This is a genomic window from Ruegeria sp. AM4, from assembly GCF_056540665.1.
The window spans coordinates 59,049-82,675 of record NZ_JBQFXD010000018.1 but is presented as its reverse complement, the minus strand read 5'-3'; the positions used below and the strand labels follow the sequence as shown (position 1 = coordinate 82,675).

Here is a 23,627-nt window from a genome sequence, read left to right as displayed (position 1 = left end):
GCCACTTCCATTTGGAGTATGCTCTCATTTGCTGAACACGCTTTCTTCGGATCTCAGCAGCAAACACTGGGCCAAACCTGTTCCACCAATACCGGACAGTTTCGTGGCTTACGTCGATGCCTCGCTCGTGCAACAAGTCCTCGACATTCCGAAGCGAGAGCGGGAATCGGATGTACAGCATCACCGCAAGGCGGATGATCTCGGGACTGGTTTTGAAGTACTTAAAAGAGGCAGGTCTGGTCATGGGCAAAAGCTACGCATCCGCCCTGCCCGCCTCAAGCCAAGTTCTTCTGACAAGACCCTTGAAAGTAACTTCGCTTTGGTGACATGTTGTCATATTTAGGAAGCATCAAACATAATGACAATACGTTGTCAAATGAAATGAGGAGTCGATATGCCTAACGAGCAAAGGACCGAAGCAGGAGAAGCCGTGACAACGCTGATACTGGATGTGTTTCGGCTGAACGGTCGATTGCAGATTGCCGGTGATCGCCTCGTATCAGAACTTGGTCTGACAAGTGCCCGATGGCAGATCCTTGGCGCCATCGCCTATTCTGATCGACCGGAATCCGTTGCCTGGCATGCACGGACGATGGGCGTTCACCGGCAGGGCGTTCAACGGATCATCAATGAAATGAGCAAAGAAGGCATAGTGGAGTTTCAGCCGAACCCACACCACAAGCGGGCACACTTGGTTGTCATGACTCGAAAGGGGCAGGAGTTGTATGAAGCCGCAATTGCGAGGCAAATCCCATGGGTGAATGAACTCTCGAAGGGCCTGTCGCCAGATGTGATTGCGACAGCGCAAAATGTTGTTGGTCGCCTCAAGGCACGTCTCGAGGAAGCTTCAACGCGATAAGATCAGAACCCGACCCAAAGCTGACGCTCATAGAGAGTGCAGCATCGGTCAATCTGGGCTCGATCCGCCAGTTCGCCGCATCGGACACGAGTGGCCGGTTCAGGACGGACCCGCATTTCGCTGCGTCAGGCACGAACTGGTTGGATGCGGACAAACCTGCCATCCGAGAAAAGAGACCTTTGAATTTGGCTTTAACCGAAGCTCGACTTAGCGTCCTATTCGACCAGTCCAAGTTGTCGCGCAATGGTGGCGCTGTCATAGTAGTCACGTCCCTCAACCACCTTCCCGTCCTTAACACGCATCACCGAGCAGTAGCGGACTTCGGCCCGCCTTCCAGTTGGTGGGAAATCTCCGAGGCTTGAGCGCAGTGTACCGGTGTGCGTGCCCGTGTTTCGGAACTCGACAGTAGCCCATTCGCCGCATTGGCTGACCACAACATTCTCAACCTTGCACAGCCCATCTGGGAAAGCCTCGCGCCAACGGTGGTAGTCTGCTTTGTATGCTTCCTTTCCGGGAAGTTTCTCGCCACGCGCGATGTCCTCAAAGTCGCAATCCTCAGCAATTACAGCTGCGCCTCGGTCGGGGTCACGCATATCCCATGACTCGTGAAACTGCCGAACTATTTTCTCCGTGGGGTGCATTGCTTTCATACCTCTCATTTAAGTGTAGGCAGCGCGCACACGCTCTTACACCGACGATTAGAAGACCACTCATGGGAAGAGAATGGCTAAAGAAACTTCTATGTTTTAACGGGTCCACTTCCGCATCTCGGGATAGGACGACCGCGATCAGCATATGCCAAAAACATGACTATTTCTTCGGGGCGCGGCCCATCCGGTACACAAAGCGTCATTGTATCGAAATGATCAAAGGACCAGGGGTTGTCTTTGTGGCCAAGCGGCAAATCGATTGAAGTTCCAGTCGCTCCAATCTTTACGTTGGATGGAATGACGGCGTCGCCTCCATTGGCAGCGGCTCGCATCGGAGCGCCGAGTTTGGGATGTATGACTGCGCCACCGTGCTCCATATCTCCGGAGACCCCTACAATCGCGGCCTTCCCATAAGATACGGGCGCTCCTTCAAGCTGCGAAACGGCTTGTTCAGCGAGATGTTGCCCAAGTTCAGCCCCGATCTCAAAAAGCGTTGTGAGGTCAGCTGCGAAACGGCCTGCAATCGGGTTTCGAAAAACTGCAGCAGCCGCAACGCGGCAAACCTGTTCGCATGGCTCGCCAAAGGCATCACGCGTTATGTGCTCTCGCACTATTACAATCTTGCGCGTTTCGACCATGAATACCCCCCATTTGCCTTGTTGAGGCATAGTGCTGACAATTCAGCTGCGCGTCGACTTCAAATTTCCCCATTGTCATGCAGATTATGGTTCACGAAGTCCGCTTTGGGCTCGATGGTTGAATCCGCCGCGCTCTGTACGAACGGCTGGTCTGGCAAACGTTAGTTATGTGGTGAATTGCGACCCGCTTGAATTTCCTGAACGCGCTCAGGCCAAGTAGACCTTATGTAGGCGAGAATGTCCCAAATATCGTCATCGGTGAGGGTATCCCCAAATCCGGGCATACCGCTCGCAAAGCCGTCGACGCCGCGCGCGGCCAACGCCGCTTCGCCGCCCAGCAGGGTGTATTCGAATAGGAGTTGGTTGTCGTGGTGCCAGGTATGCCCGGTCTCGTCATGGGGTGGCGCAGGCAGAATGCCGTTGTCGTCAGGCGTCTGCCAATTCGGCTGTCCTTCGAGATTGGCGCCATGACAAGACGCGCATTGTTCAGCGTAGAGGGCCTGCCCTTTGACCAAATCCCGGTCGACCATTTCGTGACCAGCACTTACACTCGTTGCGAAGCTGAAAACTGTGACGATCAAAAAATCCCGCCTGCACATGGGATACCTCAATTCGGTAGAGTTAAAACGCTGGTGAGCGTTGCGGTTGCTGCAAGGACCACCAGAATGATTACGACTTCGATTTCAATGGAGCGCACCAAGTTGCGAGCGGCTTTATTGTCCCCTGCCTGCATGGCTGGAACGAAACGGAGTTTGTTTGCGGCGGCCAACGTCAGGACCACGCCCACGAGCGCGAGTTTGATCAGCAGGGTTTGCCCATAACCGGTTGTCATTAACGCCCACATATCGCCAAGCAACATCCAAGCCATCAGCAGTCCCGCCAAAATCAATGCGGGGACAATAACCGAAGCTGCCTGCCCAAACCGATGCCCTAACATGGCTGCGTTGCTCAGACATTCTGGCCGTTGCGAAAGAGCACGCAGGGGTCCAAGGATACCGATCCAGAACGCTACTCCCAAAAGGTGCAGGAGCAATAGAAACTGGACCCCCGTTATCTCCAACTCGGGGACATGCCCGATCTGGGCGAACGACCACAGCGCGGTCATTCCACCGGCAAGCGCGATCCATTGGCCGATTAGGGGCGTGAAAACCCCGACGATCATCAAAACCGTCCCGACAATCCGATAGACCAGAACGTCGCCAACCGGGGTCTGCCACAGCAGACCGAGCATTTCCGGATCGGTCATGCCATCAACTCCGCCCGTCAGGGCTGCACCGCGCAGCATGAACCCAAGGATAGAGCCCGCAAGCGCGAGCCCTGCCAACATGACAATCTGATCACGCATCCTATCGCTGAGAGGCGACACAAGGTCGGCAAAAGCAGCCCGAATGATCAAAAGACCAGTCGAACCGACAATGCCGACATAGAGCATCAACTTGGACAGTATTGCGCCTATTCCCCAGATATCGGGCATGGTCAGTCCACTGTAAAAGTGAACACGCCCTGCATGGCGTGACCGTCCGCGCCCAAGCCCCGCCATTCAATGCGATAGGTGCCTTTGCCCATGCTTTGGAGCGGGAGCGCGAACGCGCGGCTAAAACTTGTCTGGTCTCCAAGATCGAGCGTGACGCTATGAACATCCTGATGGGTCATATTAACTTTTGTCAGACGAATATCATCTGCGAAATCGAAACTGATCTCAGAAGGCACTTCGGCAACCGTCGCGCCGTTTTCGGGTGTAGTGGTGTTCACGCTCGAATGGGCAAAAGCGTTTGTGGCAAGCATGGAAATCAATGCAAATGTGGTGAGCTTCTTCATTGGGAAGTTCCTCAGTTTATTCCATTGGCGCGCTGGATCTCGCGGATGTAGTCGATGACCATAGCCACATCGCCACGGGTCAAGCCTTCAACTGGAGGCATGTCGCCAAACTGCCAGTGGTGGCTTCTGACACCCATCGCAACAGCGCGCTGAAAGGACTCATCTGCATGGTGGCTGGGTTCGTAGATAATATGGATTAGCGGTGGTCCTGCGCCTTCTACGCCGACCGCGTTGCTGCCGTGGCACGCGGCGCATGCGTTTTCAAATATTCGCTGCCCGATGGCCGCATTCCCTTCGATAGGCGGTATTTGAATTGCCACCATCGCACTGCCCTCGGCGGGTGCCGATTGCGCGGCTTCCTCAACTGGGGCGGGGCGTAGAGTGATGTAGGCAGCGACGGCTGCCACGGCGCATGCGCCGATCAGGAGATATTTTCGATTCATGTACTGGTCCTAACCTTATGTAACAGAATGGTGCCGCAAATAATTCGCAGCACACCGGAACGTGTTCACTGCCGTGAACCGCGTCGGAAGTCTGTTTTAAGCGTTAGGTGGCCTGTCCGGGTTGTCCGGTTCATTAAGCGTTGAAAGGTTTGAGGTCTGCCATGCTGCTACAATCACGGATCGGTTAGGTGTCCCTTGGAAATCCTGCGCTGTGAGCGCAGCGGCATTACAAAGGAATGGATTACATCCTTCGTGCGTCGTGCCGTCTGGCTCATGTGGTGCACTTCCATTCAGCGCAACTGAGACGTGGTCAACATGGTGATCGTCTACAGACGTATGCAGGTGGTGTTCGCAATGCCCACCATTGCAGTTCTCCAGCATCGCATGCGCACGGTCGCCGAACCCTGTCATCAGGACCAACAAAACAACAAGAAGTGTTGCGGGTATGGCTCGAGCGAACTTCACACTGGGAACCTATCTTAGGTCCTAATGCAATGAAAGCCGACATTGATGCATCGTGCAGCATCGTTAGGTTCGGGCTCTTCTTCCTCTTTCGTCGCACAGGGAACGAACGGCCCCTATCCCACGAGCGTAGGATTTCTCTTGATTCCAGCAATTGAGCCCAGTGGACCCAGAAGACAAGAGTCATAAGGCCCCCCGACAGTTGCCCGACTACCGTTGCCTCAATATCCTGACCGCAACCGGTCGTCTTTGATCCCCTGTCTTCCGAAACTGAACAATCACGTCAATCATTGAGCGACAGTATTCGAGAATCTCCGAATATGTCAGCCCGGCATCCGCCTGCAGAACCATCAGAGCCAGGCGTGACAGGGCGGATTCCGGTGATGCTGCGTGCAGGGTGGAAATGCCGCCAGGATGACCAGAGTTAATCGCGGACAGGAAATCATAAGCCTCAGACCCGCGCAGCTCGCCCATGATGATCCGATCCGGCCGGAACCGCAGGCAGGCTTTCAACAGATCGCTGCTTGATGCGTTCTTGTTCACGACCAGAGACACGGCATTGGGCTGACCAGGCCGGATCTCCAACACGTCCTCAATGGTCATGATCCGCTCGGAGGGATCGACCTCTGCCAGGCAGGCGCGCAACCAGGTCGTCTTGCCGGAGGATGTCCCCCCCGACAAAAGGATGTTCCACTGGGCCTTGACCGCCGCGCGCAGAAAATCTCCAAACCCGCCATTGTCAAAGGCGTCGAACACAGCGGCATCAGCCGGGTCCACACCGGATTTCAGATCAGACATGTTGGCATTCAGGTCAGGTAGCCCTGCCATCAGATCATCAAGCGACATTTCCTTGGCAACGGCCCGGCGCAGGGCAAATGCAACGCCATCTTCAACGGCGGGTTTAACCGCGATCTGGGCCCGCCACAGAGATCCGTCGATTTCAAACTGAGAACCGGCCAGTGGAATTTTCGCAGAGATGGGATTATCGCCAGCCAGATCCTGCGCAAGTGCCAGGGCATCGTCCTCCCCCATGGGATCGTCAAGCGGGCGCATAGCAGGCTCGCCGCTGCGCTCGACCCAGATCCGCCCGTCAGGGTTCAGGACAATCTCAGACAAGAGCGGATCGGAGAGCAATTGCTCTCCGAACACGCGATTCAATGTCGCGACAAGGTGGCGGCTCATCGGCTGACACCCCGATCCCCCTTGGCACGATCTGCGCGTTCGCGGCGCAAGCGCTCTTGCACTGCAGGGTCACGGTCAACCTGTCGATCGACGTTCTTCACATCCCAGGCTTTCCGGGTGACATTGACGCGCTCGAGCTCGTCCGTCTCCGGGTTTCTGCGCGAGCGCGTCACCTCTTCCTTGCCCGCTTCGACAAACGTAACCTTGTCACCGATGGAGATGTTGTTGCGCGTCATCTGGTCCTGCAAGGCCGTGCCCCAGATCCGTTGCGGATCTTCTTTGCCGTCGACCTTCATATCCACATAGAAGGATTTACTGTTGGGATCGTCGGGACGCACCAGGCTTTCTTTCGCGTCGATGATGACGCCGGTGACGCCGGTTTGCGCGATCTGTTCGACACGCTCGGTGCCCTGCTCGATGTGCGGGGGTGTTCTCGGCCGGGACGGGTCGCGGAGAGCGTCACCATTGGGCGGCAGCTGCTCGCCACTGTTCTGCGCTCTGTCTGCTTCACGCGGCGCGTGGTCGATATCGGTGGCTTTCCAAGCACGGCGTTGCGCCTCGATGTTCTTCTCTTCGCCGGTCTTTGGGTCGCGCTTCGTCACCGTCACAACTTTGTAGCCGTCATGGGCCAGCGTAGCGGTGTCGCCGACCGCAAGGTCCTGACGGTTCATCATGTCGGGCAGATCGACACCCCAGACGCGATACGGCTTGTCGCGGCCTTGCAGTTTCAGATCGACATAAGGAGACTGGCTGTCCTCGTCGTCTTTGTCAAAGAGCGCATAACCGGTGGCAACAACCTGGCCGCGCACGCCAGTCTTGAGGTCAGGCCGAGCCGATGCTGGTGTAAATGTGCGATCACCGGCATCATCAGCTTGCCGTTCCGGGCCCGGACGCGCTTCGGCAGCACCGCGATCCGGTGCACGGCCCGTCACCCGCTCCTCCACCCGATCCTCAATCTCAAGTAGACGCCCACCGATCGCGGCCCGATCAAAACCATGCGCCTTCATGGTCTGGATTTCGTTCTGAACGCCGCTCTTGATCTTCTCTTGCAGGAAGTCTTCTCCCCTGCCCTCGGCAAAGGCACGGTTGATGTCGCGGATCTCGCCACGTGCGTCACGGTAGGTCTCGGCAGCATCTTTATACGCAGCCTTCATATCGATCCTCGCCTGGCTCTCGCTCAGCGAATGCGCGTTCGCCAAGGTCCGCACGTCCCGTTCAAACCAGTTCTGACGGGTTTGCCGGTCTACATCAGCGCCATTGCGGATGCGCGACAAGACAAGATCGCCATTGATGCCCATCGCTTCGAACCGCTCAGCCACCTGCCTGTCGGCATCCTTCAGCACTGCCTTGGTCGCAGTACCGCGTGGATCGTTTGCATCGGCACGCTCCCGACCATCTGAGCCTGCCTGCTCCCGTCCGATAGGTTGGCTGCGAGTTGGATCTGTTGCATCCCGTTCGGCAGCACGGCGCTGGCGCGTCGGATCAATGTCATCCCGACCGACTTCAACCTCATCGTCCCGCTCCAGGCGCGGGCCAAAGAATGTCCTGGTCTCCTCATCCATCAGCGGTTCATAGTCCCGCAGAACACGGGATATCGCCGCCTCTGTCTGGCTGCGCTTGTCCTCATCCTCCATCGCATCGGCCTTGATGGTCATGCCCCGGATAAAGCTGCGGATGTCGCTGCCAATTGCTTTGATCTCACTGTCAATGGTTGACGCCTGTGCCGGATCTAATTGTTTGTCGACTTGAGCATTCATGTCGATGTCCTCTTTCTCAAGAACCCCGTCCGGCAACAGGGTTTTGGCTGCGCCGAGAACAGCCGTTGCAAGGGTGCCCAGGGTCTCGGCCCGCCCTGGGTATTGCGTTGTGAAAATGCCATGCGTGACCCCGGCCTGATGCGATCGGAGCGTTTCGCCCAGGGCGGCATAATCTGCGTTGCGCTGATCTTTCATCGCCTGCAGCTGGTCCGGCGCGACCGGTTGCTGGCGACCGACCCCAAAAAATGGAAACCCGGGCCGGCGTTCCTGAACGGGCCGCTCGCGCAATTCCCGACCATCCCGCCGTGCATAAACTCGGGCGCTGCTTTCGCGGTCGGGGCGCAGATTGCGGCTGAATCTGCTGGTGGCGGTCAGGACAATACCCACGTCCCGCGCGGTCTCCACCTGCAGCTCGCGCAGATCCTGGGGCGTAACGCCGTACCGGCTCAGCTGGAGGGTCCTCCCCAACGCCCCTGCCCTGTTGATGACCAGATGGGTATGCGGATGGCCAGTGTCATCGTGATGCGCCATGACGTATTTGTAGCGATCGCCATACGCACCGTTTGTTAGCTGTTCCGCAAAGCTGCGGGCGGCCTGCTTTGCGGCTTCCCGGTCTGTGCCTTTTGGGTAAGACAGAATCACGTGATAGGTGTAGTGCGTCGTGCGCGCATCCATTCGGGCCCAGTCTTTCGCCCATGCGTCCTGGACATCGCGCAGCGCGTCCATGCCGTGCGTCAACTCTCCAGTATCGCCGCGCTCCATCTCCACTGTGCCCTTCCGGGTGATGTAGGACAGCTGGCCCCCGAGGCGGCCGGATTTCGCGACACCGCCACCACGGACAACTTTGACCACCGCCTGATTGGTCAGCAACGCGTTGGCGATCATCCCGGCCGGTCCGCCCGAATTGCTCTGTCGTGGCGCAGGCCGCCGTCCCGATCGCGTAGGGTTTTGACCTGGTCGCGGTTTCAGGTTTGGAATGAGTTGAAACTCACCATACAAGGCCTCCCATGCGGGGTCATATGCGGTGACAAGGCTAGTCATCCCCTGGCCTTTGCTTTGGGGGACACGCGCGCTGCCCGTCGCTTCTCGGCCCGCCGCTCGATCTCAAGTGCCCGTGTAAACGATCGCTCGCGGGCGGCATCGGAGTATTCTTCGAACAGACGGCGCAACGCGCGGATCTCATCCTTCATCGCCTCGATCTGATCGGCGCTGCGATTGTTGAGCTGCAACTTTCCGGCATTGGCGTCACGTGTCATCTGGTTGAGGGAGTTTGCCATACGCACCAACTGGACCAGATGTGCTTCGAAGTGTTGGGTCCTGAACTCTTCTTTGGTGGGGATTCCGAAGGCCACGCGCAGGCAAACGCGCACCAAACCCGTCACACTGCGCAGCTGCATCGCCTGGCTGCGCTGCTTGAGGAACGCCAATTCGTCCTCATCAAAACGCATGGTTGTGGTGACGGATTTTGGCTGGCCGGTTGGCATCGGGGCGGTTCTCCACGATCAGAAATCGTGCGAGGCCCCGGCAGACCGCGCGTTAGTAAGCTCAAGTTTAAGTTGAAGATAGGGCCGACTGTAAGTCCAACAGATTGTCGATAGCACAATCTGTATTATCCCGCAAAGTAAGCGTAGGATGTAGACTGTTGGTGACGCGAGACACAGCCGATTGCAACCCGTGGCAACCAGTCTGCAACGGTTGCAAGTCGGGGCGCAACCGCCCAGCGGCAACGCTCGTCCGACTGTCGGCGGGCTCCTGGTGGCTGTCAACCAACCACCTAAAGCTGCGCTACGGTCGTTGGTGGTCGACTGTCGGTCGTCGGCTCTAAGCGGTTGCGTGGCAGTCGTAAAACAGCCGTTGCGGATTGCTTAGAAAAGCAATAGCGTAAATTTTAGCGCGGGTGACGGATCGTGCGATAACTTTTAATCGCGAGCCCGGTTGTGGCACGCCGCTCTGCGGCGTGGCTTTCGGGCACAGACCCGGAGACCAAATTGAAAATCTATGCAGCCGTAAACTCCAAAGGCGGGGCGGGGAAATCTTCCATGCTCGTCGCCTTCGCTTCCGCCTTGCACCATCAGGGCAAACGTGTCCGTATCCTCGATCTGGATTCACAAGGTACACTCTCGGAATGGTTGAATCCGAATAATGGGCTGGAGCCGATCCCCGCAGATGAACTTCTGATTGAGGCCGGTCAGTTTGCCACAGAAGATGCAGAAAACGCAAAACTGGCTTATGCCCACATTCTGGAGGCGGAAAAGGGGGGGGCTTTGACTATCTGCTGATCGACACCAAAGGCGAGCCCAGCATGACGGCCGCAATGGCGATGGCAGTGGCCGACATGGTGCTGTGCCCCTCTGACGGCTCATCGGCGGAATACAATCCGATCATGGTCACATACCGATCTTGTGAAGCGGCATTGCAGCAGATCGGCAGCAAAGCGGACCCCAGAAAAAAATTCCGCATCATGTTTACCCGTCAGTCCGTTGCGCAGTCAGCCGGTATCCAGAAGGGCAAACAGGCTTTGGAAAAGCAATTCACCTGCATCGGTGGTATCGCCGATTCCGCCGCGATGGATGACGCGCTTCGGGCGGGGACAACAATCGGGCGGTTGATGGGCTTTGCTCAGGAAGCCATGGAACAGGCAGACACGCAGTCAGCCAGGTCGAACGCCCGGCGCATGGCGGATCGGTGCCAAAAGGCGTTGAGCAATGCTGATTATGTCCTGAATGCTCTGAATGCAAGCGAGGTGCACCATGTCGCGGCCTAAGAGCATTGAGAACCTGTTTGAGGGGGCCGAATCCGAAATCGCACCAACCGTGACAGAGCTCAAAAAGCAAAGGCAGGCTGAGCCTGCTGAACCAAAGCCTGAGCCTTCTAAACAGGCGCAAATGTCTACACCGCAACGCAAGACAAAAGCCCCTGCACAGTCGTCGCCCAAACCGAATACCCCGATCCGGTTTCAGATTTCGGCCCCGGAAGGCGGTGAAGTGGAGCGAGCTCTAGCGGATATTCTTGCCTCAATCCCTGAAGCCCTGCGTTCAGGCATTAGCATTAGCGCTTTATTCAGGCAGGTCATGATCGAAAACGACGAAGAGATTGCCAAAATGATCCGCAAGAGCGTTGGAGGATAAGACCCGTGGGTAAAAAGAAAGTCGACAGCGCAAAAACCAAACCGATCACACCAGCAAAGGGCGAGGAAGGGCAACCTGTCCGCGTACAAATCTCAACCTCTGACGGCTCAGAAATTGCCGTTGCGCTTGAAGAGATCCGCAGCAACATACCGGTCGCCTTCCAAAAGAGCTTTAATCTGGGGGCCTATTTCAAAGAGGTTCTGCGGAACAATGACGCAGAGATTGCAAAAATGATCAGAACGACGATAAAGGATCGAACACTGCATTGATCCCGTTTTGTTCTGTCTGTGCAAAACTCCAAACTCGCGTTGGAGGTCAGGGTATTCCCGGCCGAGGGTTAACCACAGGCTGACGCTGAGATATTTGGTGTCTCTGCTTACAGCCTGCTCCGGTCAGGCCAATTTCGCCCAAGGTTGAAATCGACCGGACTGGATAACCCACGGCCCCGCCAGCTGAGAAGGCATTCCAAGACTCTTGGGCCAGTGTTTGTTGTGAGGAATGAGCCAGCCAGGGAAAGGCCAGAAAGTGCGCGCGTGGGATTACCTTTTCGATATCGTCCGGCTCAAATGCAAGGTTTGCGGACGATACGGCCAGTATCCAAAAGAGCGGGCTGGCGATGCACAACCGTTGCGGGGTCAGCTATCCAGACTTATCGGAACTGAGAAACAAGACGTAGCTCAACCTCAAAAGAGGCTAAGCTGGTCACCTTGGATCGCAGGGCCATCACCCAGCGCTTTGACTCGTTCCTTGCGGTCCGCTTTGTCTTGCGCTGCCTTTTCGGCCTCGGCTCGGGCCTGTGCTTCGCGTTCGGCCTTCTGCTTTGCGAAAGGATCGCCATTGGCACCTACGAAAACGGGCGCGGCGGCGGTGTAAGCACCTGTGAAGGTCTCCAAGTTGATACTGTTGCCATGTATGATCAACCCAGCAAGACCGCGCGCGGTGAGTTGCAGATAGGCCATGTGATAGGTTGCGCGTGACAACTCGGTTGCCCGAATCCAGACGCTTGTTTCAAGTTCAAACCCCATACCCTCGATGGTGTCGGCCACGGCCAGCAACATGTCGCCCGCCCCGGCGGCGGGCTCGTCAATCGTTATGAACCCTTCCGCCTCGATGGTGGCTTTGGCATCGGTCAAGGTCATTTCTGCCATCATGCGCGACACTTCATAAGGCGTGAAAAACTGGCCCAGCTTAGCATCCAGTACGCCAAGCTCACCCGCGACCATACCGAGAAAATCACACCCACCGTTGCCGAGCGTGCTCGCCATGATCGCCAGCAGTTCGGGCATACGGCGGATGTCGTCTTTGTTGCGATAGCGCCCCGCGACTTCCATATACTGCGTCTCAAGCGCGTCTCTTTGGGCCTCATCAGGGCAGGCGCGCTTTGCCAAAGCACAATAGGCCAGTTCGCAGAAATCGCGGAAAACCTCGTCCCGGTGCTTGGATCGGTCAAGCTCGTTGATGATCCGGACAAAATCTTTGACCGCCGCAATCATGTTGATGCCCTGATTGCGGATGGGTCTTCAACGGTCTGCTCATAGACTGAAACCGAATGGACGCAATCGTCACAGTCCCATTTGTCATAGACGGCGGAAAGCTCCCATTGCTGAAGCTCCGGGTTCCATTCTGCGTGGGCATCGCGTTTGACGTTCTGCCCGCCGCAGTTCGAGCAATGGACGGTAATGGGGGCGCTCATGCGCCACCCCCTTTCAATTCGGCCATTTTCTCTATCAGTGTCCAAAGGGCACGATTGAGCGCTTTGTTCTGGTCGATCCCGGCAACGGCACGGGTCCGTTGTCGCCGGGTCCGGCCATCTGCTGTCCGGGCACGACCGCAAATCCCACCTCGGATGACATTTTCCTGAACCACGTTGAACGCGGTCCACAGATCAGCCGAGCGGTCGGCGTTGCGGCGCGTGCTGAGCAACCGTGACGCATCAATCGGCGCGGGTTTTCCGTCCTCTTTGGCCGCCTCGGGAAAACGCAATTGGTGCGCGGCTTCGGCCAAAATCTTCCGTTCCGCGTCGTTCACGGTAATGGCCTTGAAGTCTTGCACCTGCTCCGTGATTTCTTCGGCATCGTCCAGAACGGTAAACGCGCCCTCGATGACTTCGGACACCGCATTTCCCGAGTGTCGCACCTTCACTTCGTTAAATGTATCACCCACCATCAGGCCATTCGCGCAGACAAACCGGAAATAACCGGGGATCATCTGATAGCTGCTGGTCCCGTCATTAGCGTTGACCAGAACTATTTCGAAGGACTCGCCATCGCTGTTCGTGATCGATCGGTGACGAAGCCGCAGCATGTGTTTGGTAAACGCGGCCTTGCCCGGAACACGGGTGTTCGCCTGCTGCGCATAGAACGGGTCAAACCCCTCTTTCCGCAACCCGTCCAGAACGTTCACGGTCGGAACCGGCACAAAGCGGTCAGAGCGGCTTTCGTGACCTTCGGTTGCGAAAATTGACGGAACAGCTTGGCGCAGCTGGTCGTTTGTCAGCGCCTCCCCTGTCACCAGTCCACCGCATGACATGCCCCGCATGTAACGATTATAAGTCATCAGGAATGTTCCTCTGTGGTGATGCGGTGGCCGATCTGCTGTGGAACGTCACTAATCTTTGACTCAATCGGCCACCAAAACCTCAAGAAACACGTAAATCGCGTCTTTCAATTCTGACCCAAACGTCAAGCATTTCTGACCCAGAACGAGCAGCGGCCCTTCGTCGGAGATACGGCGAAGGCGCCGAAAACACCCGATCCAGACATTACAAAACTCTTCTACACACACTTACAGAGCGCTTTAAATCGCGACGGCAAAAACGGCTGACTTTGGATCGCGGCGAGGCAAGTGGTTTTCAAATCGCAAACAGCCGTGGCTGGTTTGTGAAACGGATTGTATTCATCGGCGAATCGCCGGAATAGAATTTCAACGTTTCACGTCAGACGGCCACGAAATGTCTCGCGCTGGTCCTGCTGCTTTGCGAGTTATGTTGATCTAACACGCTGTTTTTTCATTGTTACTCACATCGATGGCAGGATTTCTTGCCAGATTATGGCCCGAATGGTAAAAAAATGGAAACGTTTCCATCGGGAGGGTGGAATTTGCGTCAACCGGCCACAATCAAAGATGTAGCTCAAAAAGCCGGCTGCGGCGTAGCAACGGTGAGCCGCGTTTTGAACAAGACCGGACCAGCCAGCGCGGACATGCGTGATCGGGTTATGGCGGCTGTGCGAGAGCTTGATTTCCAGTTCAGCGAGGTGGGTCGCTCGCTTCAAAGCAGTACCACCCGAACCATCGGTTGCGTAGTTCCCTCAATTGCCAACCCGGTTTACGCCGATGCCGTTCAGGGTGCACAGGATGTGTTCTTGCCCGCCGGATATCAAACGCTGCTCATCTGCACGAACTACGATACCGAGATCGAGACACAGGCGATCCGAACGCTGATTGCCAAACATGTCGATGGCCTCGTACTGACTGTCAGTGATCCAAAAACAAGCGAAGCTCTGGCCTTCATTGAAAGCCGGCAGGTGCCGCATTGCCTTCTGTTCAACATGGCGCCGGCCAATCACAAGAGCTGGTCTGTGCACGATCAAGCTGCGGCCGGTAGGGTCGCGGATGCCTTTTTCGAGAACAACCATGAGCAAACCGGATTCCTCGCGCTCAAATTCCTGAGCTCGGACCGCGCGCGGCAACGTTACAACGGGTTCGTTGAAGGATGTGCCCGCAACGGAATGCACGAACCCGCGTTGCTGGAAATTGACGAAAGCAATGAAGATTTGACCGACTTGCTCCGCACGTTCCTACAGGACAACCCGAGCATAACCGGAATTTTTGCATCTAACGACTTTCTGGCCCTGGCGGCCATGCGTAGCGCTCGCGAGCTTTCCCTTGACGTTCCCGGAGATCTTTCGATCGTTGGTTTTGACGGCATCGGGTTCGGATCGATGGTCATGCCAAGTCTGGCAACAATCGTTACTGATCCCCGGATGCTAGGGAGCGGTGCGGGCGCGACTGTGCTTTCCATGATTAACGGTTCGGCGACGCCACAAATGCCCAGCCCAGACCAGACGTTCCATTTCCGCGCCGGTGGCAGCCTTGCTCCTCTGGTTGCAGAAGGCAAAGACGACGGGAAGGTTGCCGCCTTCCCGTCGTCAAATAATCCAACCAGCAAGAAGTCTAAATCCAACAGGAGAGATTAAAATGAGATATAAACTTGCAGCCGCCTTTGTGGCAACGGCAATCGCGACCCCGGTGTTTGCCGAGGATGCGGTGTGTTATAACTGTCCACCGCAATGGGCAGATTGGGCGTCCATGCTGGAAGCGATCGACAAAGAGATCGACATCCAGATGCCCCATGATAACAAGAACTCTGGCCAGACGTTGAGCCAACTCCTGGCCGAAAGAAACAACCCGGTTGCAGATGTCGCATATTACGGTGTGACCACAGGCATCAAGGCCGGCAATGAAGGCGTTGCGACAGCCTATAAACCTACGGGTTTTGACGACATTCCGGACGGTCTGAAAGACCCCGAGGGCAAGTGGTTTGCCATACATTACGGAACGCTGGGTCTGTTCGTGAATGTTGACGCGCTTGGTGGCGCCGAAGTACCGCAATGTTTCGCCGATCTGAAAAAGCCGGAATATCGCGGTATGGTTGGTTATCTTGACCCGTCTTCGGCATTTGTCGGTTATGCCGGTGCCGTGGCGGTTAACCTCGCTTTCGGCGGTGATCTGGACAATTTTGACCCCGCAATCAAATACTTCAACGAACTGGCCGAGAATTCGCCAATCGTGCCCAAGCAAACCTCATTTGCACGCGTGGTGTCCGGCGAGATTCCGATCCTGTTCGACTACGACTTCAACGCCTATCGCGGAAAGTATGAAGAGGACGGCAACTTCGAATTCGTTCTGCCTTGCGAGGGCTCCGTCCGCGTTCCTTACGTGATGAGCCTTGTGAACAACGGCCCGAATCCAGAACTTGGCAAGCGAGTACTTGATTTCATCTTGTCCGACCAAGGGCAGGCAATCTGGACCAATGCCTACCTTCAACCAGCGCGCCCGGTCGAACTACCGGCAGACGTAGCCGCGAAGTTCCTCCCTGCCAGCGACTACGAACGCGCCGTGGCTGTTGACTACGCGAAGATGGAAAAGGCACAGGCCGGATTCGGCGAACGCTACTTGTCTGACGTCAAGTAAACCTTTCCACTAAAGGAGGGGATGGGTTCGTGCCCGTCCCCAACGGCTAAACAATGTCAAATCGCAACTTCGTTCTGGCGTGCCTCACGCCCTTGTTCATCTTTTCTCTCGCGTTCCTCGCATTGCCCCTCGTGCGCCTGTTTCTAGAATCTGGCAGTGGGGATGCTGGCTGGGCGATCTATCTGGATATCCTTCGAAAGCCTCGGTATCTCAACACGCTGGTCCTGACGGTGCTTGTTTCACTGGCGACGACCTTTGCCGCGCTTGCCGTTTCTACGACTGCTGGAATGTTCCTTTCGCGCAACCGATTTCGCGGCCGGGGAACTTTGCTGTCGGTGTTGACGCTGCCGCTTGCTTTTCCCGGTGTGGTCATCGGTTTTCTGATAATCTTGCTCGGCGGGCGCCAAGGGCTGGTCAACCAAATTACTCCGGGCCATGTAGTCTTTGCCTATTCTGTTATTGGCCTTTTTTTGGGATATCTCTACTTCTCTATCCCACGCGTATTGCTGACGGTGATGGCCGCAGCAGAGAAACTTGATCCGGCACTTGAAGAAGCCGCCCGCACCATGGGGGCGTCCCCGTACCGAGTAGTTATTGACGTCATTATTCCGGGGTTAATGCCATCGCTTATTGCATCTGGCGCGATCGCATTTGCGACTGCCATGGGGGCTTTCGGCACAGCGTTCACTCTGGCGACTGATATCGATGTCATCCCGATGGTGATCTACACTGAATTCACTCTGTCTGCCAATATTGCCATGGCCTCCGCTCTTTCCATCGTACTGGGCATCGTCACCTGGGCGCTTCTTCTGATCGCCCGCAGCCTGTCGGGCTCCACCGTGGCCGCAGGAGGTTGAAATGTTCAAATCAAAAACCAAACTTCTGCAACTGGCAGTTACGCTTTCAGCCTGCGCTTTTCTTCTGGTGCCAACGATACTGTCGGTGCTGGCGGGTGTTACGGCCAACTACTTTCAGGGTATTTCGTCGGGGCTTACGTTAAAGTGGGTATTCGAAGTCTGGGAGCTTTATTCCGACAGCATCTTTTTGTCGATATGGCTAGCCATTGCCTGCCTGGTCGTGACGCTGATCATAGGGCTGCCGGCCGCCTATGGCCTGGCACGCCATCCCGGTTGGTTGTCGCGCCTTTTGGAAGAGTTTATTTCGCTGCCGCTCGCGGTCCCGGGTCTGGCAATCGCGCTGGCGCTCTTGCAGCTTTATGGCTCGATGCAAGGTTTTCGGGCCTCATGGACCTTCATCCTAGTCGGTCATGTGCTTTACACATTACCGTTTATGGTCAGATCCATTCTTGCTGTTCTGGCGGCAATGGATCTCAAGACACTTGAAGAAGGTGCAGCCTCTCTCGGGGCATCGCCCTGGCAACGTTTCCGGGACATCGTCATACCCAACGCGATGCCTGGCATTCTTGCCGGAGCGCTCACCGTTGTGACGCTTTCAATCGGTGAATTCAACATCACCTGGATGTTGCACACACCCCATCTCAAGACTCTGCCTGTGGGACTTGCCGACAGTTACGCTTCGATGCGGCTGGAAGTGGCTTCTGCCTACACACTCGTCTTCTTCATACTCATCGTTCCGCTTCTAATGGCCATGCAATGGGCGTCGGCACGTGCTCAAAGGATAACCAAATGACCCTTCGACTTACCAACACCGCCAAAACCTATCCGGACGGTACTAAAGCTCTGTTGCCCACCGAACTGTCCGTTGCAAAAGGTGAGATCGTTTCACTTCTTGGACCCTCTGGCTGTGGTAAAACAACCTTGCTTCGTATTATCGCAGGCCTGGAGACCCCTGACGCTGGTAGCGAAATCTGGTTCGATGATGACAATGTCACCTCGTTACCTGTCGAACGCCGCAAGGTTGGCATGGTTTTCCAGTCCTATGCGCTGTTCCCGAACATGTCAGTACGTGCCAACATTGGTTACGGGCTGAAAATGCAGAAATTACCTAAGGACGAGATCGAGAGCCGCGTCACCGAAGTTCTGGAGCTATGCCAATTGCAGAAGTTCAGTGCGCGGGCAATCGACGCGCTATCAGGTGGGCAGCGCCAACGTGTGGCGCTGGCACGCGCGATCGCGCCGCGTCCGAGGATGCTATTGCTCGACGAACCGCTTTCTGCGCTAGACGCCGCTTTGCGCGAGGCCCTACGCGATGAACTAGCAGTGCTCTTGCGCGAATTCCACATAACCGCAATTTTTGTCACACACGACCAGGACGAAGCCATGGCAATCGCCGACCGCGTTGCCGTCATGTCCCACGGACATGTCGTTCAGAGCGGTACTCCGGAAGAGCTTTATCGAAATCCAAATTCACCCTTCGTTGCTGGATTTGTAGGTAACGCAATGCGTCTTGAAGGGAAAACCGGTGGAACGACTCTAAACCTCATTGGTGGAGCACTTGCACTGCCTCGCGATGGGGCTGGTCACAACGTTTTTGTCAGAGCAGAGGACGTCCAAATCGACGGCGAAGGCCCACTCAATGGACAGGTGGAAACGGTCACGTTTCTTGGCACCCATTACCGGGTCGGTATCTCTGGCATCATGCCCGATACTCTGACCGCTACCCATGCAGGCCAAAACGCCCCGAAAGTAGGAGAGGCTGTCAAGGTCTCGATCAAGCCGGAGGCGTTGATGCTTTTGCCTGAAGGGGCGGAGACCTGATGTCCAAGATCATTCAGATCTCGGATCCACATATCGTGCCACATGGTCAGCTTGCCTACGGGCAGGTCGATACGGCCACGGCGCTGGCCAACTGTGTCGAAACCATAAACCGGATCCTTCCCGACATCGGCCCGGTCGACATGGCATTTGTTGCCGGTGACTTGACGGATTTCGGGACAGAAGAAGAATATCAGCGGTTTCGAAAAATCATGGAGCCGCTGGCCGTCCCTTTCCGCGCTATCCCTGGAAACCACGACAATGTGGAAGAGATGCGGTGTTGCTTTGCCGATCAGGACTGGATGCCGAAAAAAGGCCCAATCACCTGGACGGCTGAGCTTTCCGGTCTGACGCTAATCGGACTGGATACAAATGTAAGCGGTCAGGCGCATGGACATCTGAGTGACGTTTCACTGGATTTTCTGGAAGCCGCGTTGGCGTGTGCCAACGGAGATCCGGTCATAGTTGCCACCCATCATCCACCGGTCCTGACCGGTATAGAAAGGATGGATATCCAGAACCTACGTGAAAGCAAAAGACTGCAGAGCATTCTGTCGACCTATCAGGGAGAATTGCGATTGGTCTGCGGCCATGTTCACCGCAATATCGTGTCACAATTTGGCAACGTGATTTGCCAAATCGGACCAGGCGTATCGCATGCTGTTTCCATGGACCTGCGCGTTGGTGCGCCGAACTGCCTTACCAAGGAACCCGGCGGGTTCCTGCTGCATGAAATGCGTGGCGGAATTCTGACCCACAGCATCCCTGTAGGTCATTTCGACGGCCCATACCTGTTCTATCCGGACAAATGACCGGCATCATGAATTTGAGATCGCATCAGTAATGGAAAATACGAACATTGTCTTGTTCGCTCTGCACATCGCAGGTGCCGCCGCGCTGCTGATCTGGGCAGTTCGGTTGCTTCGAACCGGAGTCGAGCGGGCGTATGCCGTCCAGCTTCGCTCATTTTTGCGACGTTCGAACGCAAGCCGTTTGCAGGCCACAGCCAGCGGAGTTTTCGCGGCTCTTTGTCTGCAGAGTGCGACGGCGGTGGCCGTCTTGGTTTCGAGTTTTGCTGTGAAAGGCGGAATGGGATTGTTGGCCGGATTGGCCATGCTACTGGGGGCCGATATCGGGTCTGCGATCGTTTCCCAAGTCCTGCTGGTTCGCCAGGATTTTCTGATCCCGTTGCTTCTGCTTTGCGGTGTCGTCCTGTTCCTGCGCAGCTCGAAAAACGAGGTGCGCCAACTGGGGCGTATCCTGATCGGGATTGCGCTGATCTTTGTTTCTCTTGATATGATACGCACCGCCACTGGCCCGCTGGTTGACAGTCCGGTCGCGGTCAGCGTGATGCGTTATTTGGGCAGCGACGTCGTAACATCTTTCGCAATCGGAGCGCTTTTCGCTTGGGCCGTGCACTCTTCTGTTGCCGCGGTATTGTTCTTTGTCACCCTGACAGCCCAAGGGCTGTTGCCCGCGAGCGGCGCGGTGGCCATGGTTTTGGGTACAAATGCAGGAGGCGCATTTCTTGCCTATTTGCTGACGCTAACGGCACCGCTCACAGCTCGCAGGATGGTCGTAGCCAATCTCGCGCTGCGAGGTGGCGGAGCTGCCCTGGTGCTTGTGCTGATATCGCAAGGTACCGGGGGACTGACATGGCTAGCCGCACCAACGAATTTCATTGTGGCCGGGCTGGGCACCTGAAGATCAATGAGCTCGCAGATTTCCTGCTCCGTGTCCGTCGCCAGTGCGTGCCTGTACTTATGCTTGAGATGCCGCACGGCAGTGGTTTTCCCGCTCCCCGACGGTCCAACGAGCATGATGCTTCTGGCTGTGAACAGCACACCGTCCGCATCGTCTGCTCGGCGCTGTTCAAGGAGGGCGCCAAAGCGCGCATCAAGTTTGTTAAATTCTGGCCGGGGGATGTAAAGTTTCCTCAAACACTGCACCAATTTGCGGATGTCCTTGTCAGTCCAAAACTTCTTGCTGTGCTTAAAGAAGGCCGCAAAAAGCGCCTGCTTCATCTCGTGGCCTTTTCCTAGTTCCGTTGCCCAGTCAATCAACTGATGCGCTCGGAAGGTGTTTTATATCCGCATGTCATCGGCGTAGTTGAACTTGAACCCAAGTGCTGCGCCCATCTCGCTGAGGCGGGCACGCGCCTTGATCGATCCTTCCAAAGTGGTCCCGTATTTTGCCGCCAGATGTTCGCGTAGGTTCTCGCCACCCTCGGCCATCTGCGGGTTCAGCTCGAATGGATGCCAATGGATATCTAGTTCGATCTGGGTGTCGCGCGCGGCTTTGGCAAGTTGGTGGTAGCCGATCACACACCAAGGGCAAACAACGTCTGACACGATATCGACGCGAATGGGCAGAGCAGCTTGCACGGTTCAGGTTCCTTTTACATCGCTGGAAAAGCGCGACGCGTTTTCCTTAGCAAAGGCGCTGGCATCTGCGTTGGCATCCCAGAATTGGGGGTTGGCCTTTGGGATGGTCAACGCCCGCTGCACGGCCGGCCGGGCGTCAATACGGTCGAACCAGGCGTTCAGATGCGACAGGTCCGACACATCTACCCTTGCCCAGACATATGCACGCGCCCAGGGGAACAACATCATGTCAGCTATGGTGTATTCGTCTGCAGCAATCCATTCGCGCCCGTCCAGACGAGAGTTCATCACCTCCATCAAGCGGCGGCTTTCGTCCACGTAGCGACGGATTGAAAAGGGCTCTTCATGGCCATTAGGCGCAGCGATGTGCTGGAAATACATCGCCTGTCCCATCATGGGCCCTACGTGCCCAACCTGAAACAGCATCCATTGCATGACCTCGGACCGTTTGACCGGGTCCGATGGTAGAAATTTTCCGTATTTCTCGGCCAGATACCACAGGATCGCGCCGGATTCGAAAATCGCGCGCCCTTCCGAACGGTCTTCGATGGTCGGAATTTTGCCGTTGGGGTTAAGCGCCAGATAATCCGGCGCTTTTTGTTCCTGTTTGGAAAAGTTGATGTGAGTCAGGTCGTAAGGGACACCTGCCTCTTCCAGAAAGATGACCGGCTTGTAACCGTTCATCGTACCGGCGGTATAGAGATGGATATCAGGCTGGGACATGTTCAACCTCGGCAAACGTGGTTTTCAGATGCGCGTCAAATCGAGCGAAATCGGTGTCGATTTCCGGGTTCTTCATTACATCAAATGCCGCAAAGGTCGGAAGCGGCTGCATCGCAAAGAACTTTGCGTTCAGGTGCATCGGGCGCAGCAAATCATCGACGCTACCACCGGCAAAGAACGGTTCGGCCTCATTGTTAAACGCTTCTTTCGGGGCGTTGAACGTCACTGAAAGCATGTAAGTCTTATCGCTCAGCGCACCTCCCATCCCATAATTGGCCTTCGGTGCTTCTGCCGTCCGACCGTCACCGGTACTTAGCCGCCCATCCATTCCAGCGGTGTAAACTTCATCCATGTATTTCTTGAAAACCCACGGAACGCCCATCCAATTCACCGGAAACTGCATGATGACCGTATCGGCCCACATGTGCGCCTCAACCTCAGCATTCGCGTCATAGCCGTCGGCGACAGTTGCCACGCGTACCTCGTGACCCATTACGGTAAGCATGTCGCGCGCGCGCTCCGTTAGGCTGGCGTTCAACTGCCCGGGGGCGAATTCGTAGGGCTGAGTACCGTTCACGATCAGGATTTTTCTCATGTCCATATCCTATTTGTGTAATCTTGAACCCTTGACTTTCTTCGGGCTCAGAGAGCATTTGATGGTGCAGGTGTTGGAAATCAACTAGTATACTTTTGGTAACCTAGTTGCCTAAGCTGAAGGATGACGATGCGAGCGCGGATTTACGAAGATGCCAAAGGGCGCCGACTGGTCTCGGAGGTGTGTGTGGAGCCATGTGCAATAGAACGAGGTATGCGGATCATTGGCGGAAAATGGACCGGGTCTATCTTATGGCACCTCAAAGATGGTCCTGTGCGTTTCAACGATCTGTCGCGCATGATCGGCGGGGCAAGCAAGAAGATGATCACCGAGCGATTGCGTCAACTTGAGGAGCAGGGCTTGGTTGCGAGGCAAGTAATGGATACTGCCCCTATTTCCGTTCAATATTCCATTACCAAGTTTGGCAGAACGGCGCTTGGGTTTCTCGATGAACTGCGAAAGTGGAGTGAGGAGTTACCCAACGGTTTGAATCGATAGCATCTGTGTGTGTTATTGTTTCTTCTGATCGCCGTTTGTCAAAATGCAACGACTCGATTTTGATGTGTACAGTTCCCTTCAGACGTCTTGGTTGCGTCAGAGATTTCTTCCGTCATAGATTATCTCAGGTAGGCGAAGAGCGTCCAACTCATCTATGCATCCCAGGTTAACTCGATAGTGGCCCGGGTTCAGTCGCGTCTCGACGAATGTATGAATTCCGCAGCGACTGCAAAAATAGTGCCGCGCCGTTTCTGTGCCAAATTGGTAAGTTGACAGAACACCCTGCTCACACCTGATTTTAATTTCTTCAGGCGGGATAACCGTTGCACTCATCACCATGCCTTTGCGGGAACATAGTGAACAATCGCATCGCATTGCATGATCGATGTCGGGTATCGAAAACGTGAATTTTACAGAACCGCAATGACAGCTGCCTTGGAATTTTTTCACCTTTCACTCCACCGGTTGAGTGCGGAAAGAGCGCCCACAAACGATCTGTAGTCACTCAAGGATTGTTCACACTTTTATTCGGCCACAATTGGGCCCGTATCCGGAACTGTAGAGGTAAGACCAACTGCGTTCCGGCGGCTAACGTTGATGATTGCCTTGATCAGAGCAAAGC

At 55.8% G+C, this 23,627-nt stretch carries 30 protein-coding genes and 1 pseudogene; 14 read left to right on the top strand and 17 right to left on the bottom strand.

Annotated elements, in window-relative coordinates:
- Positions 1-244, bottom strand: a pseudogene (locus ACR0JA_RS22195) (IS6 family transposase); the annotation flags it as partial.
- Positions 245-394: 150 nt separating this feature from the next.
- Here ACR0JA_RS22195 and ACR0JA_RS22190 point away from each other — a divergent pair.
- Positions 395-859: a MarR family winged helix-turn-helix transcriptional regulator gene (locus ACR0JA_RS22190; RefSeq protein ID WP_480579745.1), complete on the top strand. Its 465-nt coding sequence runs from the start codon at positions 395-397 to the stop codon at positions 857-859.
- A gap of 215 nt (positions 860-1,074) precedes the next feature.
- Here the strand turns inward: ACR0JA_RS22190 and ACR0JA_RS22185 are convergent, their stop codons facing one another.
- The 9 genes from ACR0JA_RS22185 to ACR0JA_RS22145 form a co-directional block, all read right to left on the bottom strand.
- Entirely contained in the window at positions 1,075-1,500 is a 426-nt protein-coding gene (locus ACR0JA_RS22185; RefSeq protein ID WP_480579743.1) for an ester cyclase, read from the bottom strand.
- 98 nt (positions 1,501-1,598) lie between these two features.
- Positions 1,599-2,147 (bottom strand): amino acid synthesis family protein, encoded by a 549-nt coding sequence (locus ACR0JA_RS22180; RefSeq protein WP_480579741.1) that lies wholly within the window; start codon positions 2,145-2,147, stop codon positions 1,599-1,601.
- 161 nt (positions 2,148-2,308) lie between these two features.
- Positions 2,309-2,677 (bottom strand): c-type cytochrome, encoded by a 369-nt coding sequence (locus tag ACR0JA_RS22175; protein ID WP_480579749.1) that lies wholly within the window; start codon positions 2,675-2,677, stop codon positions 2,309-2,311.
- A gap of 77 nt (positions 2,678-2,754) precedes the next feature.
- Entirely contained in the window at positions 2,755-3,621 is an 867-nt protein-coding gene (locus ACR0JA_RS22170) for a copper resistance D family protein (RefSeq protein WP_480579739.1), read from the bottom strand.
- Positions 3,622-3,623: 2 nt separating this feature from the next.
- Positions 3,624-3,965: a copper resistance CopC family protein gene (locus ACR0JA_RS22165; protein ID WP_480579737.1), complete on the bottom strand. Its 342-nt coding sequence runs from the start codon at positions 3,963-3,965 to the stop codon at positions 3,624-3,626.
- Positions 3,966-3,976: 11 nt separating this feature from the next.
- Positions 3,977-4,408 carry a c-type cytochrome gene (locus ACR0JA_RS22160; RefSeq protein ID WP_480579735.1) on the bottom strand — a complete coding sequence of 144 codons (432 nt, stop codon included), beginning with the start codon at positions 4,406-4,408 and terminating at the stop codon, positions 3,977-3,979.
- Between the two features lie 672 nt (positions 4,409-5,080).
- Complete coding sequence (locus ACR0JA_RS22155; protein ID WP_480579733.1) at positions 5,081-6,052, bottom strand: ATPase, T2SS/T4P/T4SS family; 972 nt, start codon at positions 6,050-6,052, stop codon at positions 5,081-5,083.
- Entirely contained in the window at positions 6,049-8,694 is a 2,646-nt protein-coding gene (locus ACR0JA_RS22150; RefSeq protein WP_480579731.1) for a relaxase/mobilization nuclease domain-containing protein, read from the bottom strand. The genes ACR0JA_RS22155 and ACR0JA_RS22150 overlap by 4 nt, the downstream gene beginning before the upstream one ends.
- A gap of 152 nt (positions 8,695-8,846) precedes the next feature.
- Entirely contained in the window at positions 8,847-9,293 is a 447-nt protein-coding gene (locus ACR0JA_RS22145) for a MobC domain-containing protein (protein ID WP_480579729.1), read from the bottom strand.
- Between the two features lie 453 nt (positions 9,294-9,746).
- On the opposite strand from ACR0JA_RS22145, the gene ACR0JA_RS22140 reads away from it, so the two are divergent.
- Genes ACR0JA_RS22140 through ACR0JA_RS22125 form a run of 4 tightly spaced genes read left to right on the top strand, consistent with a single transcriptional unit; the run spans position 9,747 to position 11,206 of the window.
- The gene (locus ACR0JA_RS22140; protein WP_480579727.1) at positions 9,747-10,088 is read left to right on the top strand and encodes a ParA family protein; all 342 of its coding nucleotides are present in this window, start codon (positions 9,747-9,749) and stop codon (positions 10,086-10,088) included.
- A 23-nt stretch (positions 10,089-10,111) separates the two neighbouring features.
- Complete coding sequence (locus ACR0JA_RS22135) at positions 10,112-10,573, top strand: hypothetical protein (protein ID WP_480579725.1); 462 nt, start codon at positions 10,112-10,114, stop codon at positions 10,571-10,573.
- On the top strand, positions 10,560-10,937 hold the full coding sequence (locus tag ACR0JA_RS22130) for a hypothetical protein (protein ID WP_480579723.1): 378 nt from the start codon (positions 10,560-10,562) through the stop codon (positions 10,935-10,937). The genes ACR0JA_RS22135 and ACR0JA_RS22130 overlap by 14 nt, the downstream gene beginning before the upstream one ends.
- A 5-nt stretch (positions 10,938-10,942) precedes the next feature.
- Positions 10,943-11,206, top strand: a complete 264-nt coding sequence (locus ACR0JA_RS22125; RefSeq protein WP_480579721.1) for a hypothetical protein — start codon at positions 10,943-10,945, stop codon at positions 11,204-11,206.
- Between the two features lie 414 nt (positions 11,207-11,620).
- On the opposite strand, the gene ACR0JA_RS22120 is transcribed toward ACR0JA_RS22125, so the two are convergent.
- Genes ACR0JA_RS22120 through ACR0JA_RS22110 form a run of 3 tightly spaced genes read right to left on the bottom strand, consistent with a single transcriptional unit; the run spans position 11,621 to position 13,493 of the window.
- Positions 11,621-12,430 (bottom strand): N-6 DNA methylase, encoded by an 810-nt coding sequence (locus tag ACR0JA_RS22120; protein WP_480579719.1) that lies wholly within the window; start codon positions 12,428-12,430, stop codon positions 11,621-11,623.
- Positions 12,427-12,630, bottom strand: a complete 204-nt coding sequence (locus tag ACR0JA_RS22115) for a hypothetical protein (protein WP_480579717.1) — start codon at positions 12,628-12,630, stop codon at positions 12,427-12,429. Before ACR0JA_RS22115 ends, ACR0JA_RS22120 begins: the two co-directional genes overlap by 4 nt.
- A complete protein-coding gene (locus ACR0JA_RS22110) occupies positions 12,627-13,493 on the bottom strand; it encodes a DUF932 domain-containing protein (RefSeq protein ID WP_480579715.1) in 867 nt (288 codons plus the stop codon). The genes ACR0JA_RS22115 and ACR0JA_RS22110 overlap by 4 nt, the downstream gene beginning before the upstream one ends.
- 482 nt (positions 13,494-13,975) lie before the next feature.
- Here ACR0JA_RS22110 and ACR0JA_RS22105 point away from each other — a divergent pair, with 482 nt between their 5' ends.
- Genes ACR0JA_RS22105 through ACR0JA_RS22070 form a run of 8 tightly spaced genes read left to right on the top strand, consistent with a single transcriptional unit; the run spans position 13,976 to position 20,847 of the window.
- A complete protein-coding gene (locus ACR0JA_RS22105) occupies positions 13,976-15,133 on the top strand; it encodes a LacI family DNA-binding transcriptional regulator (protein WP_480579713.1) in 1,158 nt (385 codons plus the stop codon).
- 1 nt (position 15,134) lies between these two features.
- Positions 15,135-16,130 carry an ABC transporter substrate-binding protein gene (locus tag ACR0JA_RS22100; protein ID WP_480456060.1) on the top strand — a complete coding sequence of 332 codons (996 nt, stop codon included), beginning with the start codon at positions 15,135-15,137 and terminating at the stop codon, positions 16,128-16,130.
- Between the two features lie 53 nt (positions 16,131-16,183).
- A complete protein-coding gene (locus tag ACR0JA_RS22095) occupies positions 16,184-16,987 on the top strand; it encodes an ABC transporter permease (protein WP_480456061.1) in 804 nt (267 codons plus the stop codon).
- Between the two features lies 1 nt (position 16,988).
- The gene (locus tag ACR0JA_RS22090; RefSeq protein ID WP_480456062.1) at positions 16,989-17,780 is read left to right on the top strand and encodes an ABC transporter permease; all 792 of its coding nucleotides are present in this window, start codon (positions 16,989-16,991) and stop codon (positions 17,778-17,780) included.
- A complete protein-coding gene (locus tag ACR0JA_RS22085; protein WP_480456063.1) occupies positions 17,777-18,808 on the top strand; it encodes an ABC transporter ATP-binding protein in 1,032 nt (343 codons plus the stop codon). Before ACR0JA_RS22090 ends, ACR0JA_RS22085 begins: the two co-directional genes overlap by 4 nt.
- On the top strand, positions 18,808-19,617 hold the full coding sequence (locus ACR0JA_RS22080; protein WP_480456064.1) for a phosphodiesterase: 810 nt from the start codon (positions 18,808-18,810) through the stop codon (positions 19,615-19,617). Before ACR0JA_RS22085 ends, ACR0JA_RS22080 begins: the two co-directional genes overlap by 1 nt.
- A 31-nt stretch (positions 19,618-19,648) precedes the next feature.
- Complete coding sequence (locus tag ACR0JA_RS22075) at positions 19,649-20,509, top strand: Na/Pi cotransporter family protein (protein ID WP_480579710.1); 861 nt, start codon at positions 19,649-19,651, stop codon at positions 20,507-20,509.
- The gene (locus tag ACR0JA_RS22070) at positions 20,461-20,847 is read left to right on the top strand and encodes a hypothetical protein (RefSeq protein WP_480579708.1); all 387 of its coding nucleotides are present in this window, start codon (positions 20,461-20,463) and stop codon (positions 20,845-20,847) included. Before ACR0JA_RS22075 ends, ACR0JA_RS22070 begins: the two co-directional genes overlap by 49 nt.
- Positions 20,848-20,889: 42 nt before the next feature.
- On the opposite strand, the gene ACR0JA_RS22065 is transcribed toward ACR0JA_RS22070, so the two are convergent.
- From ACR0JA_RS22065 to ACR0JA_RS22055, 3 genes are read right to left on the bottom strand one after another with little or no spacing between them, the layout of a single operon-like run.
- On the bottom strand, positions 20,890-21,189 hold the full coding sequence (locus ACR0JA_RS22065; RefSeq protein WP_480579706.1) for a DsbA family protein: 300 nt from the start codon (positions 21,187-21,189) through the stop codon (positions 20,890-20,892).
- Positions 21,190-21,192: 3 nt separating this feature from the next.
- Positions 21,193-21,912, bottom strand: coding sequence for a glutathione S-transferase N-terminal domain-containing protein (locus ACR0JA_RS22060; protein ID WP_170612612.1), 720 nt, complete (start codon positions 21,910-21,912; stop codon positions 21,193-21,195).
- Positions 21,899-22,507, bottom strand: a complete 609-nt coding sequence (locus ACR0JA_RS22055) for an NAD(P)H-dependent oxidoreductase (RefSeq protein ID WP_480579704.1) — start codon at positions 22,505-22,507, stop codon at positions 21,899-21,901. Before ACR0JA_RS22055 ends, ACR0JA_RS22060 begins: the two co-directional genes overlap by 14 nt.
- A 213-nt stretch (positions 22,508-22,720) precedes the next feature.
- On the opposite strand from ACR0JA_RS22055, the gene ACR0JA_RS22050 reads away from it, so the two are divergent.
- Positions 22,721-23,005 (top strand): winged helix-turn-helix transcriptional regulator, encoded by a 285-nt coding sequence (locus ACR0JA_RS22050; protein ID WP_259462647.1) that lies wholly within the window; start codon positions 22,721-22,723, stop codon positions 23,003-23,005.
- A 96-nt stretch (positions 23,006-23,101) separates the two neighbouring features.
- Here ACR0JA_RS22050 and ACR0JA_RS22045 read toward each other — a convergent pair whose 3' ends face one another.
- Entirely contained in the window at positions 23,102-23,455 is a 354-nt protein-coding gene (locus ACR0JA_RS22045; protein WP_480579702.1) for a GFA family protein, read from the bottom strand.
- Between the last annotated feature and the right edge of the window lie 172 nt (positions 23,456-23,627).

Coding starts and splice junctions, on each gene's coding strand:
- ACR0JA_RS22130 (WP_480579723.1), top strand. CDS start 10,560: ATGTCGCGGCCTAAGAGCATTGAGAACCTGTTTGAGGGGGCCGAATCC.
- ACR0JA_RS22055 (WP_480579704.1), bottom strand. CDS start 22,507: ATGAGAAAAATCCTGATCGTGAACGGTACTCAGCCCTACGAATTCGCC.
- ACR0JA_RS22155 (WP_480579733.1), bottom strand. CDS start 6,052: ATGAGCCGCCACCTTGTCGCGACATTGAATCGCGTGTTCGGAGAGCAA.
- ACR0JA_RS22080 (WP_480456064.1), top strand. CDS start 18,808: ATGTCCAAGATCATTCAGATCTCGGATCCACATATCGTGCCACATGGT.
- ACR0JA_RS22060 (WP_170612612.1), bottom strand. CDS start 21,912: ATGTCCCAGCCTGATATCCATCTCTATACCGCCGGTACGATGAACGGT.
- ACR0JA_RS22165 (WP_480579737.1), bottom strand. CDS start 3,965: ATGAAGAAGCTCACCACATTTGCATTGATTTCCATGCTTGCCACAAAC.
- ACR0JA_RS22085 (WP_480456063.1), top strand. CDS start 17,777: ATGACCCTTCGACTTACCAACACCGCCAAAACCTATCCGGACGGTACT.
- ACR0JA_RS22120 (WP_480579719.1), bottom strand. CDS start 12,430: ATGATTGCGGCGGTCAAAGATTTTGTCCGGATCATCAACGAGCTTGAC.
- ACR0JA_RS22145 (WP_480579729.1), bottom strand. CDS start 9,293: ATGCCAACCGGCCAGCCAAAATCCGTCACCACAACCATGCGTTTTGAT.
- ACR0JA_RS22100 (WP_480456060.1), top strand. CDS start 15,135: ATGAGATATAAACTTGCAGCCGCCTTTGTGGCAACGGCAATCGCGACC.
- ACR0JA_RS22110 (WP_480579715.1), bottom strand. CDS start 13,493: ATGACTTATAATCGTTACATGCGGGGCATGTCATGCGGTGGACTGGTG.
- ACR0JA_RS22115 (WP_480579717.1), bottom strand. CDS start 12,630: ATGAGCGCCCCCATTACCGTCCATTGCTCGAACTGCGGCGGGCAGAAC.
- ACR0JA_RS22050 (WP_259462647.1), top strand. CDS start 22,721: ATGCGGATCATTGGCGGAAAATGGACCGGGTCTATCTTATGGCACCTC.
- ACR0JA_RS22135 (WP_480579725.1), top strand. CDS start 10,112: ATGACGGCCGCAATGGCGATGGCAGTGGCCGACATGGTGCTGTGCCCC.
- ACR0JA_RS22190 (WP_480579745.1), top strand. CDS start 395: ATGCCTAACGAGCAAAGGACCGAAGCAGGAGAAGCCGTGACAACGCTG.
- ACR0JA_RS22090 (WP_480456062.1), top strand. CDS start 16,989: ATGTTCAAATCAAAAACCAAACTTCTGCAACTGGCAGTTACGCTTTCA.
- ACR0JA_RS22150 (WP_480579731.1), bottom strand. CDS start 8,694: ATGATCGCCAACGCGTTGCTGACCAATCAGGCGGTGGTCAAAGTTGTC.
- ACR0JA_RS22095 (WP_480456061.1), top strand. CDS start 16,184: ATGTCAAATCGCAACTTCGTTCTGGCGTGCCTCACGCCCTTGTTCATC.
- ACR0JA_RS22185 (WP_480579743.1), bottom strand. CDS start 1,500: ATGCACCCCACGGAGAAAATAGTTCGGCAGTTTCACGAGTCATGGGAT.
- ACR0JA_RS22170 (WP_480579739.1), bottom strand. CDS start 3,621: ATGCCCGATATCTGGGGAATAGGCGCAATACTGTCCAAGTTGATGCTC.
- ACR0JA_RS22075 (WP_480579710.1), top strand. CDS start 19,649: ATGGAAAATACGAACATTGTCTTGTTCGCTCTGCACATCGCAGGTGCC.
- ACR0JA_RS22070 (WP_480579708.1), top strand. CDS start 20,461: ATGGCTAGCCGCACCAACGAATTTCATTGTGGCCGGGCTGGGCACCTG.
- ACR0JA_RS22160 (WP_480579735.1), bottom strand. CDS start 4,408: ATGAATCGAAAATATCTCCTGATCGGCGCATGCGCCGTGGCAGCCGTC.
- ACR0JA_RS22180 (WP_480579741.1), bottom strand. CDS start 2,147: ATGGTCGAAACGCGCAAGATTGTAATAGTGCGAGAGCACATAACGCGT.
- ACR0JA_RS22175 (WP_480579749.1), bottom strand. CDS start 2,677: ATGGTCGACCGGGATTTGGTCAAAGGGCAGGCCCTCTACGCTGAACAA.